Source organism: Paenibacillus sp. Lou8.1, assembly GCF_024213565.1.
Classification (GTDB): Bacteria; Bacillota; Bacilli; order Paenibacillales; family Paenibacillaceae; genus Paenibacillus; species Paenibacillus polymyxa_B.
The window spans coordinates 264,898-279,606 of sequence record NZ_JANAVN010000008.1; the positions used below are offsets into that span (position 1 = coordinate 264,898).

The 14,709-nt window shown below is 45.7% G+C and carries 12 protein-coding genes; 10 read left to right on the forward strand and 2 right to left on the reverse strand.

Features of this window, described 5'->3' with window-relative positions; translation table 11 throughout:
• Positions 1-212: 212 nt before the first annotated feature.
• The gene (locus NLX78_RS13715) at positions 213-1,841 is read left to right on the forward strand and encodes an ABC-F family ATP-binding cassette domain-containing protein (protein ID WP_061831472.1); all 1,629 of its coding nucleotides are present in this window, start codon (positions 213-215) and stop codon (positions 1,839-1,841) included.
• A gap of 156 nt (positions 1,842-1,997) precedes the next feature.
• Here NLX78_RS13715 and NLX78_RS13720 read toward each other — a convergent pair whose 3' ends face one another.
• Entirely contained in the window at positions 1,998-2,183 is a 186-nt protein-coding gene (locus tag NLX78_RS13720) for a hypothetical protein (RefSeq protein ID WP_029517162.1), read from the reverse strand.
• A gap of 410 nt (positions 2,184-2,593) precedes the next feature.
• On the opposite strand from NLX78_RS13720, the gene NLX78_RS13725 reads away from it, so the two are divergent.
• Positions 2,594-3,463, forward strand: coding sequence for a cation diffusion facilitator family transporter (locus NLX78_RS13725; RefSeq protein WP_061831470.1), 870 nt, complete (start codon positions 2,594-2,596; stop codon positions 3,461-3,463).
• Positions 3,464-3,654: 191 nt separating this feature from the next.
• Positions 3,655-4,821, forward strand: a complete 1,167-nt coding sequence (locus tag NLX78_RS13730) for a C40 family peptidase (RefSeq protein WP_254350697.1) — start codon at positions 3,655-3,657, stop codon at positions 4,819-4,821.
• Positions 4,822-4,946: 125 nt separating this feature from the next.
• Here the strand turns inward: NLX78_RS13730 and NLX78_RS13735 are convergent, their stop codons facing one another.
• Positions 4,947-5,114, reverse strand: coding sequence for a DUF1328 domain-containing protein (locus tag NLX78_RS13735; RefSeq protein WP_028541846.1), 168 nt, complete (start codon positions 5,112-5,114; stop codon positions 4,947-4,949).
• Positions 5,115-5,374: 260 nt separating this feature from the next.
• On the opposite strand from NLX78_RS13735, the gene NLX78_RS13740 reads away from it, so the two are divergent.
• From NLX78_RS13740 to NLX78_RS13770, 7 genes are all read left to right on the forward strand, one after another.
• Complete coding sequence (locus NLX78_RS13740) at positions 5,375-5,896, forward strand: DUF948 domain-containing protein (RefSeq protein WP_250266674.1); 522 nt, start codon at positions 5,375-5,377, stop codon at positions 5,894-5,896.
• Between the two features lie 51 nt (positions 5,897-5,947).
• Positions 5,948-6,466 carry a hypothetical protein gene (locus NLX78_RS13745; protein WP_254350698.1) on the forward strand — a complete coding sequence of 173 codons (519 nt, stop codon included), beginning with the start codon at positions 5,948-5,950 and terminating at the stop codon, positions 6,464-6,466.
• 96 nt (positions 6,467-6,562) lie between these two features.
• The gene (locus tag NLX78_RS13750; protein WP_023990277.1) at positions 6,563-6,904 is read left to right on the forward strand and encodes a YflT domain-containing protein; all 342 of its coding nucleotides are present in this window, start codon (positions 6,563-6,565) and stop codon (positions 6,902-6,904) included.
• A gap of 235 nt (positions 6,905-7,139) precedes the next feature.
• A complete protein-coding gene (locus NLX78_RS13755; RefSeq protein ID WP_028541849.1) occupies positions 7,140-8,321 on the forward strand; it encodes a PP2C family protein-serine/threonine phosphatase in 1,182 nt (393 codons plus the stop codon).
• Positions 8,305-12,024 carry a response regulator gene (locus NLX78_RS13760; RefSeq protein WP_254350699.1) on the forward strand — a complete coding sequence of 1,240 codons (3,720 nt, stop codon included), beginning with the start codon at positions 8,305-8,307 and terminating at the stop codon, positions 12,022-12,024. Before NLX78_RS13755 ends, NLX78_RS13760 begins: the two co-directional genes overlap by 17 nt.
• A 79-nt stretch (positions 12,025-12,103) precedes the next feature.
• Positions 12,104-12,973, forward strand: a complete 870-nt coding sequence (locus NLX78_RS13765) for a CheR family methyltransferase (protein ID WP_254350700.1) — start codon at positions 12,104-12,106, stop codon at positions 12,971-12,973.
• A gap of 19 nt (positions 12,974-12,992) precedes the next feature.
• A complete protein-coding gene (locus NLX78_RS13770) occupies positions 12,993-14,663 on the forward strand; it encodes a response regulator (protein ID WP_250266672.1) in 1,671 nt (556 codons plus the stop codon).
• The last annotated feature ends 46 nt before the right edge of the window (positions 14,664-14,709 follow it).

Consider the following 14,709-nt stretch of genomic DNA (forward strand, 5'->3'; position numbering starts at 1 on the left):
TTTAAAACATGAAAATGGTTCTGGTCCATGTGTTTGTCACGTGACAATCGTGGAGACAGAAGCGTTTTTTATTTTATTTATAAGATATTGGATGAGATTCAGGGACGGTTATGCTTATACTACGGTTCGAATCCGATCTTTTGTGTGTTATACTATTGCCGTCGGTAATTTTGTGTTTAGCACTTTACTAATGATAAGGATGGTATGCTTATATGATCAGTACAAGCGGCGTAACGCTTCGTTATGGTAAACGCCCACTTTTTGAAGACGTAAATATCAAATTTACTCCTGGGAACTGCTACGGCCTGATTGGGGCGAATGGCGCGGGTAAATCCACCTTTTTGAAAATTCTTTCCGGTGAAATCGAAGCCAATTCTGGTGAGGTTCACATGACACCGGGCGAACGGATGGCAGTCCTCAAGCAGAACCATTATGAATACGATGAATTCCCGGTTCTGGAAACCGTTATTATGGGTCACACGCGTCTGTATGAAATCATGAAGGAAAAGGATGCGCTGTACGCTAAAACGGAGTTTTCCGAAGCAGACGGTTTGCGTGCCGGTGAACTGGAAGGCGAATTTGCAGAGCTGAACGGTTGGGATGCCGAGCCGGATGCAGCTGCATTGCTGATCGGTCTTGGTATTCCGCGTGACCTGCATGATAAAAATATGTCTGAGATGAGCGGGAACGACAAGGTACGCGTTCTCTTGGCTCAAGCGTTGTTTGGTCGTCCGAACAATTTGCTGCTTGATGAGCCTACCAACCATTTGGATCTCGAATCCATTCAATGGCTGGAAAATTTCTTGATGGACTATGAAGGCACCGTCATCGTTGTATCCCATGACCGTCACTTCCTGAACAAGGTATGTACGCATATTGCGGATATCGATTTTGGTAAAATCCAGATGTACGTCGGCAACTATGACTTCTGGTACGAGTCCAGCCAGCTTGCGCTTGCATTGACTCGTGATGCGAACAAGAAGAAGGAAGAAAAGATCAAGGAACTGCAAGCCTTTATTCAGCGCTTTTCCGCGAATGCTTCCAAGTCCAAACAGGCAACTTCACGTAAAAAGCAACTGGATAAAATTACGCTGGACGATATCCGTCCTTCAAACCGTAAATATCCGTTCATTAACTTCAAGCCTGAGCGTGAAGCGGGCAAACAACTGCTGACCGTAGACAGTCTCAGTAAAACCGTTGAAGGCGAGCAAGTGTTAAACGAGTTCAGTCTGGTTGTGAACAAGGGCGATAAAATCGCGTTTGTGGGTCCGAACGGTTTGCCTAAAACGACGCTCTTCCAGGTGTTGATGAACGAGATTGAAGCAGACAGCGGAGAATTTTCTTGGGGGATTACAACTAGCCAGGCTTATTTCCCGAAAGATAATTCCACCTATTTTGAAGGTGTGGACATGAATCTTGTGGAATGGCTCCGTCAATATTCCAAGGATCAGGACGAAACGTTCCTGCGCGGCTTCTTGGGACGTATGCTTTTCTCTGGAGAAGAAGCGCTTAAGAAAGCAAGTGTGCTGTCCGGGGGCGAAAAGGTTCGCTGTATGCTGGCGAAAATGATGCTGAACGGTGCCAATGTGTTGCTGCTGGAAGAACCGACCAACCACTTGGATCTGGAGTCCATCACAGCGCTGAACAATGGTCTGATTGATTTTGATGGTACTATATTGTTCACATCGCATGACCACCAGTTTATTCAAACGATCGCGAACCGCATCGTGGAAATTACACCAAACGGCGTAATCGACCGTACGATGAGCTATGATGAGTACTTGGAAAATGAAGAAATCACAAAGTTGCGTGAACGTATGTATCCGGTAGAAATCGGCTAACTTCAGCAACTAGATAAACGAAAGAGGAGCTCCTTCAGGCCATTAAGATGGCAGGGAGACTCCTCTTTTTCGTTTTTGTACCATGCCCATAGCTTACTTGGTTCTGGCAGTGAGGTACGCCAGACCTTTGATACCCTATTAAGGCTATGAGGTGGATTATGATCCGCCTGTACGACGGCGTTGGTTGTTCGGCTTCTTCGTATTTTGGCTTTTCAGTGTTTTGGTGGAACCGCCTTGAAAGCCGCCCTGCTGTGAAGCGCCGGACTGCTGTTTTTTTTGTGCCAGCTTTTCCCGAATGGCATCTGCGAGATTAACTTTACGTGGTTCATTGGCATCGCTCATGAATAAATTCCTCCTGTTGCCGCCAGATTCATGTCAATCATGCTGGATTGAAGAAAAACGCGGCTGTGTCCTCATTTTATACGTTTTTAAAAGAAGGGACAAGGGCAACAATGATAACACACATCTCGGGTGGGTTGGAAGAGAAAACGTATGTTTTTTGTGTGAAGGAAAAAATGTTTTGTGTAACCTACAGGAATGGGGTCTGGCAATACTTTTTCGTTGTTACTACAGCGATGCAGAGCGGAAAGACTGTTTCTCTAGACCCACACAAAGTTCGTCTGCTATCCTGAAAATAACAGTTAACCAAAGACAAATTGTTATTATTCAGGGCAGCGATGCTGCTATTTTTATTTTGGGCCCGGTGAGATCGTTCTGCTGGAAACTATATATTTGAAGGAGTGTCCTACGTTGTGGTAAATGTCTATGAAGAAATACGAAAAGGTGAGCGTGGGGCGTGGGTGAGCATTGCTGCTTATCTCTTGCTGTCCGCCTTTAAGCTGATTAGCGGATATATATTTGCTTCTAGCGCGTTGCGGGCGGATGGCTTCAATAATGTCACCGATATTGTAGTGTCGGTTGCTGTACTGGTGGGGCTGAGAATTTCCCAAAAACCACCGGACTCTGACCATGCCTATGGACATTTTCGGGCAGAAACGATCGCGGCGCTGCTGGCGTCCTTTATTATGGCTGTCGTCGGTTTGCAGGTGCTTATTGATGGGATCGGGAGCATTTTTAAGGGCGGAAAGCAAATACCGGATATCACCTCCGCGGGTGTAGCTGTGATTTGTGCGGTGATTATGCTGGGAGTGTACCTTTACAATAACAGACTAGCACGGCAAATTAACAATAAGGCTTTGCTGGCAGCGGCCAAGGATAATCTATCGGATGCACTTGTCAGTGTTGGGGCAGCAGTTGGCATTATCGGCGCACAGTTCGGGCTACCCTGGCTGGATACTGTAGCTGCGATCGCGGTAGGATTCATCATATGTAAAACAGCATGGGATATTTTTAAGGATTCCACGCACAGCTTGACCGATGGATTTGATGAGCAAGAACTGTCTGACTTACGGAGTACGATTGCCTGTATACCTGGAGTAGAGGGGATTCGGGACGTTAAGGCACGTGTACACGGAAATCATGCGCTGGTGGATGTGGTCATTGAGGTGGATCCGCAACTCAGCCTGATTGAAGGGCATCGGATCAGCGACCGGATTGAGGAACGCCTGCAAGAGGTTCATAACACGATGCATGTCCATGTCCATGTAGAACCCAAATTATAGATTAATTATTAAATAGTTAGTATTAAAAGTGACTTTAGACCTATATGCAAAAGGCGTATACGCTTCCTTTTGTGACGTTTGGATTATATCTCTCTTCCTGCTGCTTTTACTATAATGAAGGCATGTCCGGCTATATTCGTCGGAATTGGATATGCTCTTCAAATTCGTAAAAACAGCCAGGAGGTGCAACATTGAGAAGACGCGTGATGGGAATGCTCATGACGTCAGCCGCGCTGTTGGCAGCAATTCATGTGGCGCCGGGTCAGGTTGACGCAGCCGCATCAACAGCATCCACAGGACAGAAGGCGGTTATTCAGGCGGCTGTAAAGCTTAGATCCGGTCCTTCGACTACAGGGGATGTAGTCAGCTTTATGAAGCAGGGAGAGGCCGTAACGGTATTGGAGAAAACCAACAGCTATTGGTATAAGATCAAGACTTCTGATGGAGTAACCGGATACACTAGCAGCTCCGACAAGTACATAAAAGTTGGCGCTACCAGCGTCGCTGCTGCTGTCACCCCGTCTACCACTCGTAAATCGGAAGCCACAGAGTCAGTTAAAAATGTTTCAGCTAAAGAGGCAGTGGCCTCAGTGAATAGTTCTGCCGGTCAAACGAAAGCCACGATTCAAACGTCCGTTCGTTTGCGGGCGGAGGCATCCACTTCTTCCGAGGTTTTGGGCTATTTGAATGCAGGGGATGTCGTAACGATTACCGACCCAAGTAATGCTTATTGGTTCAAGGTTACCAAAGCTGATGGTACGGTGGGCTACGTCAGCTCGTCTCCACAGTATATTCGTATTGGTGAGGGCGTTGTTGTGCAGCAGCCTGTGTCTGCCCCGGTGACAACCACTCCTGATACTACCGTAATACCTGCGACAGCCTCTCCTGTGTCAACTATGAACATGTTTTCCGGTGATGCAGCGGCTGCCATAGAGCAGGTTATTAACACGGGGATGACTTATCTCGGAACTCCATATGAATATGGTTCAGATCGCAACAGTACGGCTACTTTTGATTGCTCGGCATTTACCCGTCAAATTTTCCGTCAGGCTGTAGGTATCCAGCTTCCGGCAGATTCTCGTTCACAGGGTGAGTGGATCAAGCAAAACAGTCAGCCGAATACGGACATGACTACGCTGAAGCGTGGCGATTTGCTCTTCTTTACAAATTATAATGCATCTTCCGGGGCGTACACGTCCTTGGATAATTCCTCCCAAACGATTACACACGTAGCTGTATATTTGGGAGACAACAAGCTTCTCCATACGTTTTCTGTAGCGGGTGGCGGTGTAAAAGTTACGGATTTCAGCAAGCCTTGGCAGGATCGTTTCCTGTTTGGGGGCAGCGTGATTCAATAAAGCGCCGCTAACTGTTAAAAAGCTGCATCAAAAAAGGATGTTCCACAGCCCTGTTAACCAGGGTGGGAACATCCTTTTTTGATAAACATTTAGAATATTGCTCTTGTGCAGCTAGCATCCGATAACTATGAAACCCGTTTTCTTCCGGTAAAGAGTGAAATGACGAACAACACCAGAAATATCACAAATAATATTTTAGCGATTGTAGCAGCTATGGACACGACGATACCAAAAAAACCTAAGATCCCGGCGATCACAGCAAAAATTAAGAATAAAGCGGACCATTTTAGCATGTTCTGTATCCTCCTTTAATTGTATATAATGTGGCATACTCACGCTCCGATAGAGCGTGGTTGCAGATGACAATGACTTCTATAGATTATTCGTGGCTGTGCCATCGTTATATGGTGTTTTAAACGGTGCGAGAGTCCGTGAATCATAACGTTTGGAGCGGAGAAGAAGCCAGCCTGGACGTTGTTTCGTGTCTGAATCTAAAGGGTAACTATGCAGTAATCATAAACATCATCGTGAAAGACGAAAGAGAGGTTACGCTATGTTAACACAGGTCAGCATTTTTATTATTGCTATCGCATTTGCAGTTCTCGTTATTTTCCTCATCAAAACGTTAAAAGCAGCACAAGGCTCTCTGGATAAGGTGACTCAAACCTTGCAGGATGTACAAAAAACGATAGATGAACTGAGTTATGAAGTAAAACAAACGGTTCGACATGCGAATGACATCACCGCAGACGTTGATCATAAATTGAAGCAAGTGGAGCCAGTGATGGAATCGGTTAGAAACTTGGGAGAGGTACTCAGCGAAGTGACGCTGGCTGCCAAGCAGGCTTCAACAGCGTTAATGACACGGTTTCAGAAATCGCATAGCGCTACGAGTAATACCTCCAGAACGGATCACGCGATCAAGGCAACGACACCGAATAGACCTTTGACCGCAACGGAGCGGACGGTTCAGAGCTACAATGCGACTTATGAGGAACCTGCGGCCAAACCGGGTAAAAACTGGTTGGGTTATGTAGACATCGCTGCTGGGGTGTGGCAGAAAATGCGTCAGTAGCATAGTGGCTGAACCGTAAACTACAGGAAATTCATTGAAAGGGTGAGATTTATGATGAAGACGTTATTACTAGCTGCTGGTTTGCTCACTCCCTTTTCCGGACAGGATACGGTTCAGCAAACCGTTTCCCCGCAAACAGCGGGGCATATGGTTAGGACTGTGCAGACGATACCCGCTCCACATGCTGTACCAGCAGATTTTCATACCTTAAATGGCATATCTTTGGATGACACCCGTGCGGATGTGTTGAAGAAGCTAGGCAAGCCACAACGAGTCAAAAAGGATATGCTGCTGCTTTCTACAGAATACCAATATCCAGATGTTGTCGTAGGTATGCGTGAGGACGTCGTTTCTTATGTGCATGTAAATCCTGCTGCTGGTCGAATCAAGGTAAATGATAAGTGGCTGCCGCTGCAACGGAAAACGCTGGATCAGGCGCTGGGTGGCTCGCAATTCACAGCGGAAGACGGAGAGGTCTATGTACGCGGACAACGTGCAATCAAAGTGTTTATGGATGAGAATTCTGATAAACCTAAGTATGTTGAGTTTTTTGATGAAACGGAGTGGTAATCGATTTTTTTGAGGCGTGACATAACATGGAAGTTTCAAATGGATATGTGAAGTGTAATAGTCAGAGAAGTCAATCCTTAAAGGAGCGTGAGAAACATGAATCAGACCAATCATAAATCTTATGCCAAAGTGGTAGATAACGGTGTACAAGCCGTTGAAGCAGTAAATGAGTTGCGTAACACGGGCTATCGTTATGAGGATGTGTTCGTGCTCGCTCATGATCAGGATCGGACAGATCGTATTGCCGATACGGTGGATGCCAAGGAAATCGGGATTAAGGAAGAGGGCGTTTTCGATTCATTAGCCAACTTGTTCCGTTCCCGTGGCGATGAGCTTCGCGCTAAAATTACTTCTTTGGGATTTACAGATACCGAAGCTGACTTTTATGAAAAAGAACTGGATCAGGGTAAAGTGCTGGTCATTGCTAAAAAAGCGTGATATTGCTGTTCAACATAAAAGCAGAGTGACATTAGATTCGAAAAAGAGGATGTTGACCGCAGCACAAGTGTTTCGCGGGTCCTCCAAAAACATAGATAAGGAATGGGGTTTTAGCCTCATTCCTTATCTATGTTTTTGGAATGCCTTCTTACGGAAACACTACTTCCAATCAACAAGGGTGTTGCCGTTTAAGCAGGTATAGTATAATACATGAGTTACAGATAAGGAGAGGCCAATGAGAATTCTAATTGTTGACGATAACCCGACGAATGTCATTATTATTCGTGAAATACTGAAAAAAGAAAATTATCGGGATGTGATCTCTGCTAGCTCGGCCGCAGAAATGTTGGAGCATCTGGGAATCGGCGACCGTACCATTAGTCTTCGGCCCCGTCCTTCCGATATTGATCTGGTGCTGCTGGATATGATGATGCCTGAAATGGACGGCATTGAAGCTTGCAGTATTGTGCAGGAATATGAGCATTTAAAAGATATCCCGATTATTATGGTAACGGCGGTAGGAGATTCCAAAAAATTGGCCGAAGCTCTAGATGTGGGAGCCGTCGATTACGTCACGAAGCCGATCAACAAGGTAGAGCTCATGGCGCGAATCCGGTCTGCCTTGCGTCTCAAACAGGAGAAGGATTGGCATAAGGATCGGGATCAGCGAATTCAGGATGAGTTGAAGCTGGCCGCGATGGTGCAGCAGGCGGTGCTTAGTCCTGCCATCCATGACCCAGTGCTGCAAGTGAATGCGCTCTATCAGCCTTCCTTTGAACTGGCAGGGGATTTATATTCATGGTATCCGTTAGGGGAGGGGCGATATGCCATCATTTTGCTTGATATGATGGGGCATGGCATTTCTTCCTCGTTGTTCTGCATGTTCATTGCGTCTGTACTTAAGGATACGGTGACCACATATGTGGAGCCTGAGAAAGTCATACAAGAGCTGAATCGTCGTTTTAATCAACTGGATCTGGGCAAGCAGCTGGTACAGTATTATTTTACGGCGATTTATATGGTGATTGATACCCGTTCACGGCGAATTGACTATGTAAATGCGGGACATCCTCCCGGTTTGCTGTTCAACCAGGATGGCAGCATTACCAAATTTGACCGTGCATGTAGCCCGGTTGGTTTGTTTGATAAGATTGATGCAGAAATGCACACGATTCATTATGAAGGAACTGGACATATCGCTTTGTATACGGATGGCTTGCTGGAAGCGGTGGAAGGTGAATATGAGGAGCAGTTGGAGTATCTGACTGAGTGTCTACGTAAGTATGAGGAATGGAACGAAGAAGCGATGCTGGATGCATTTTTTCGTAATGAGACGCCACAGGATCGCGATGATGATAAGTGCCTGATCTGGATTTCATTGAAAGAGGGAGAGAGCTTGCATGAAAATCAGAAATAAACTGCTGATCGGCTTTGGATCGCTTATGGCGATCCTCCTTGTGCTGACGCTAATCAGCTATGACCGGATGGGGAGCCTGAATGAACAGCTAAACCAGGTTTATCAGGATCGATATATGAAGGTCCGGAAAACAACAGCTATTCGCGGGCAGGTGAATGATATGGCCAAAGTGATGGCCAATCTGATCTTGAATCCAGGTTCCTCCGTTAGTGAGGCCAAACGCGAGCTGGACGATATTTCGGCTACTGGAACGAAAGTGCTGGCTAGTCTGCAAACGAATTCCGGCACCAGTGAAGAGCAACAGCAGGTTGATCGGGTAGCCGTCGCGTGGAATGAATTTTTAAGTTACGAACAAAGACTGGTTTCTTTGTTGGGGCAAGATCGTATTGATGAGGCTAACGCTTTCCGCAATAGTACTGGTTTGCCTGCCCAAGAAGAGGCGATGGATAGTATTAATGCCCTTGCCGTTTTTCAGGATCGGGAAATTGATAGCGACATGAAGCAGGCCAATTTGGCGTATGAAGAATCTGTGCAGATTACCACAATTCTGATGGCCGCCGGCCTGATCATGGGCTTACTGGTTATTTTGTGGGTGCTCCCAAGCATTGCCAAAGGTCTAAATGTCGTGAATCTCATGATTAATGGTTTTGGCAAGGGAAAGTACAGGGCCATCAGCCGAATAAGTGTTGCCTCCAAAGATGAAATTGGTGAGGTCGCTCGTGTATTTCAACAAATGGCCGGAGACTTGGAAGAAAAGCGGAAATTTGAACATTCCGTCCTTCAAACGCAGAAGGACCAAACTTGGCTTAATGCCAATACTGCTCGGGTGACTGAGTTGTTCCGTGGCGTAAATTCACTGGAGCAGGTTGCTCAGATGTTCATTAGTGAGTTTACGCCCATCTTGGGAGGCAGCTATGGAGCCATCTATTTGCAAGGGAAAGATGTAGAAGACAACCGTTTTAAGTTATACGGTTCCTATGCAAAGGTGACTGGCGAAAATTCGATTAGGGACGTTATCCATGTGGGCGAAGGCTTGCTCGGACAATGTGTTCTGGATCGTAAGCCGATCTTGATTACAGAGGCTCCTGACGGATATTTGTCCATAGGCTCTGCCTTAGGAGAAAGTAAGCCAGTGGGAATTATGATTTTTCCTATTTTGTTCGAGGATGAGTGTATCGGTGCTGTAGAAATAGCGTCACTGGATCGCTTCAGTGATCTGGAAACCAAGCTGTTTGCTCAATTAGTAGAGAGCTTGGGAATCATTCTGAACAATATCAAGGGACGGATGCGTGTAGAGCAATTGCTGCGCGAATCCCAGGCACTTACTGAGGAATTGCAATGCCAATCTGAGGAGCTACAAACTCAGCAAGAGGAACTCAAGCGCTCCAACGAAAATTTGGAGGAGCAAACAGAAGAACTCAAGCGTTCAGAGGAATTGTTACAACGTCAACAAGAAGAATTGGAGCATTTTAATACTGAACTGATTGCCAAAACTAGAGCGTTAGAAGAACAAGTTCGAGAAGTGGAAGAAAAGAACGACGAGATCGAACATGCACGAGCTCAGTTGGAGCAACAGGCAATGCAGCTAGGAATTACAAGCAAATACAAATCCGAGTTTTTGGCCAATATGTCTCATGAGCTGCGTACTCCGCTAAATAGCTTGCTTATTCTTTCTCAGCTCTTGTCTGAGAACAAGGAAGGCAATCTCAAGCCAAAGCAAGTGGAATATGCACAAACCATTTATATGTCAGGCGCCGATTTGTTGAAAATGATTGATGAAATTCTGGATTTATCCAAAGTAGACGCTGGAAAAATGGATATTAACCATGAAGCGGTCCACTTGAAGGAACTGGAACTGTTTGTGGAGCAGAATTTTGCTCCGGTTGCAGCCCAACGTGAGCTTCAACTGCATACCCAAATCGAAGAGAACCTGCCGGATGCCATTATCAGTGACGGTTATCGTCTCAAACAAATTTTACGTAATTTGCTGTCCAATGCGTTCAAGTTCACCACGGAAGGTTCTATTCGTTTCAATGTATCCCGGGCAAACGGAGAGCAGCTTCCTGGTCTGCTAAATCCAAGAAGAGCCTATCTGGCTCTATCTGTGCGTGATACGGGCATTGGGATTGCTTCCGATAAAACGGATCTGATCTTCGAAGCCTTCCAGCAGGTAGACGGTACAACCAGCCGGAAGTACGGAGGGACAGGACTAGGTCTGTCGATCAGCCGCGAGCTTTCCAGATTGTTGGGCGGCGTTATTACGGTGGAATCCGAGCAGGGACAGGGCAGTTGCTTCACATTGTATTTGCCGGAACAAACGCCAACGGCTGAGGATATGGATTCTCATTCGAGAGAGGAATTTAACGGTACGGTTGTGAATTCGGATGTTGAGAATGTCGCAGCCTCGGCAGAAACGGATCTTCCCATGATTATGCCTGCTAAACGGTTGCCATTATATCAGATGCCTTCGAAAAACAAAGCGGCGGACATTATACATCCGGGGGACGACCGAAACGAGATTACCTCGCAGGATAAAGTGCTGCTGATTATTGAAGATGATATTAATTTTGCTAATATTTTGTACGATATGGCCCGTAGCCGGGGTTTTAAGGCCCTGATCGCTCTCCAAGGAGACGATGGGCTCAACATGGCTCAGTCTTATTTGCCGGACGCTATTATATTAGATATTCAATTACCTGTGATGGATGGCTGGTCCATTTTGGGCGAGCTAAAAGGAAATTCATCGACACGTCATATTCCAGTGCATGTTATTTCGGTCATAGATGATGTGAAGCAGGGCTTGATGATGGGCGCGATTGCCTATCTCAAAAAGCCATCTTCGAAGGAAAGTCTGGATAAGGCATTTTCACATATCAAATCGTATACGGACCAGATGGTCAAACGTCTTCTTGTGGTTGAAGATGATGATAATCAGCGTAAATCCATTATTGAGCTGATCGATCATGATGATGTTGCCATTACGGCGGTATCGACAGGTCAGGAAGCACTAAATGAGCTGGCTACCCAGCGGTATGACTGCATGGTACTGGATCTGATGCTGAGCGATATGACTGGTTTTGAACTGCTGGATCGTATTCGAGAGAATGAGCAGCTAACTGATCTGCCGATCATTATTTATACAGGCAAAGATCTGGATAGCAAAGAAGAAACGCAACTTCGTAAATATGCAGAGTCTATTATTATTAAGGATGTTAAATCGCCGGAACGGCTTTTGGACGAAACAACGTTGTTCTTGCATCGTGTAGAGGCGAACCTTCCTGAGGACAAACGCAAAATTTTGCAGAAGCTATACAACAAGGAAGAGCTGTTTGAAGGTAAAAAAATATTGTTGGTAGACGATGATATTCGCAATGTATTTGCTCTGTCCAGTGTGCTGGAAAGCTATCGTATGGAGGTTACCTTTGCGGAAAATGGAAGAGAAGCACTGGAACTGCTGGAACAGACACCTGATTTTGATCTGGTGCTGATGGATATGATGATGCCGGAAATGGATGGATATGAAGCGATGCGACGTATTCGGCTAATGCCACAATTCGAGAAGATGCCTATTATTGCCCTGACAGCCAAGGCCATGAAGGATGATCGTTCCAAGTGTATTGAGGCAGGCGCTTCCGATTATGTGAAAAAACCGATTCAAACCGAACAGCTTTTATCATTAATGCGGGTTTGGTTGTATTCGTAACCCAAAAAAATGGGTAATATAAATCGACACATGATTGGAGCGGCATAGGCAAAACCTATTTAGGAATTGGAGAGAGATTATGACATCTAAGGATATGGCGGATAATGCTGCTAATGAAGTGAAATCGAATGATACTGAGCGGGAATTGATTGAGATTGAGCTGTTGCTGGAAGGTATACATCGGCTGTACGGCTACGATTTTCGTAACTATGCTCTGCCTTCGATTAAGCGGCGTGTTTATTATCATGCGCAGTCCGAGAACGTAAGCACGATATCAGGACTTCAGGAGAAGGTGCTGCATGATCGCAGCGCCTTCGATAGACTGGTACAAAGCCTTTCCATTCCGGTAACCGAGATGTTCCGTGATCCGGAGCTGTTTCTGAATTTCAGGCAGAAAATCATTCCTATTTTGCGAACGTATCCGTACATTCGAATCTGGCATGCAGGTTGCTCCACTGGTGAGGAAGTATATTCTATGGCAATCTTGCTGCATGAGGAAGGCTTATATGATAAGGCTCGCATTTATGCGACGGATATGAATAACCTGTCTTTACAGCAGGCGAAGGAAGGCGTATACGGGATCGACCGAATGAAGCTGTATACCAAAAATTATTTGGAGTCGGGGGGCACACATTCGTTCTCTGAATATTATACAGCCAAGTATGATTCAGTGATGTTTCATCCTTTTTTACGGAAAAATATTATTTTTGCGGAGCACAACTTAGCGACAGACCGGTCCTTTAACGAGTTCAATGTGATTTTTTGCCGGAATGTCATGATCTATTTTAACGACGAACTTCGCAACCATGTACATGGGTTGTTTTATGATAGCTTGAGTCATTTTGGTGTGTTGGTGCTTGGGGCCAAGGAATCCATACATTTTACCGATTATAGTGATTCCTACGAGCCGCTGGACCGGATAGAAAAAATATACCGGAAGATTAAATAGAGATGCTTAGGAGGATTCCATGGGGCTTCATGAACCGATTCATATATTGCTGGTAGATGACAGACCTGAGAACCTGCTCGCTCTTGAGGCGGTGCTGGAGAGTGAACAATATAATCTAGTAAAGGCCACATCCGGGGAAGAAGCACTGCGATGTCTATTAAAAGATGAATTTGCACTCGTAGTCCTCGATGTACAAATGCCGGGTATGGATGGAATTGAGACTGCAAAGTTGATCAAGGCCAGAGAGAAAACAAAGGATATTCCGATTATCTTCATTTCAGCTAACAGCAAGGAAGCTGAGCATTTGTTTGCGGGATATTCAGCCGGTGGTATTGATTATATGGTGAAGCCGTTCATCCCTCAAATTCTCAAGTCCAAAATTGAAGGCTTCGTGCAAATGTATCTGACAAACAAACGCTTGAAGACACAATCCATGCTGCTTCACCACAAGACGCAGGAGCTTGAGAAGATGAACAGCGAACTGATTGCCGCCAAGGAGGCAGCAGAGATTGCTGCCAATGCCAAAACGGAATTTCTGGCAATGATGAGCCATGAGATCCGCACACCTATGAACGGTGTTATTGGCATGATTGATCTGCTGATGGAGACAGAGCTGCAGACCGATCAGCAGGAATATGCTGATATCATCCGTCGTAGCGCAGACGCGCTGGTAGCGGTCATTAATGATATTCTGGACTTTACCAAGCTGGAGTCAGGCAAAATGGAGGTAGAGGAATATCCTTTTGATCTGGTTTCCTGTATCAAGGAAGTTTTCAGCCTGTTTACAGTAGAAGTCAACCGAAAGAATTTGGAGCTGGTTTATTTTCTCGATGAACAGATGCCTCCGGTGTTATATGGAGATATGGGGCGATTGCGACAAGTATTGATTAACCTGGTATCCAATGCCGTCAAATTTACAGACCGAGGCGGGGTATATGTCTTCGCATCTGTCAAAGAGCACAGTGACAATGGACTTACCGTTGAGTTTTCTGTGAAGGATACAGGCATTGGCATTGATTCGGCTAAGGTCGGAAGGCTATTTCAGCCCTTTTCCCAACTGGATTCTTCAATGACGCGTAAATATGGTGGTACCGGGTTAGGACTTGCCATTTGTAAAACCTTGGTGAATATGATGGGCGGAGATATTCGTGTAGATACGAGTGGAGAACAAGGCGTGACGTTTCATTTTACAATGAAGCTTGGCTTTGCTGAGGAAAATGAACTGGAGGGGGAGTCCAGCCACGATTGGGAAATTCCACATCAGGAGTCTCCAAGTCGTAAACCTGTACTGGTGGTGGATGACCATCCGATCAACCAGAAGCTAATGGTTAATATACTGGATAAGCTCGGTTTAGCTTCAGATGTGGCAGCAGATGGGCAACAGGCGCTTGATATGGTCATGGCGAATCAGGACTATGACTATATCTTTATGGACTTGCAAATGCCTGTGATGGACGGTCTGGAGTGTACGGGTAGAGTGCGTGAACAATTGGCGGGAAGATCCCAACCTGCCATTATCGCCATGACGGCTAACGTCATGGAGGGTATTCAGCCTCGATGTATTGAAGCTGGGATGAACGATTATATTAGTAAGCCCGTTAAAATCAGCAGTGTAAAACAGGCGTTGCTACGGCATTCTCCGGACCATTTTCCAATGCAGCCGGGTAAAGATCAAATCAATGAAGCCTAGATGGTGGCATTTGGTAGTGTTTAAAAAGTTATACCGTGATTCAAAC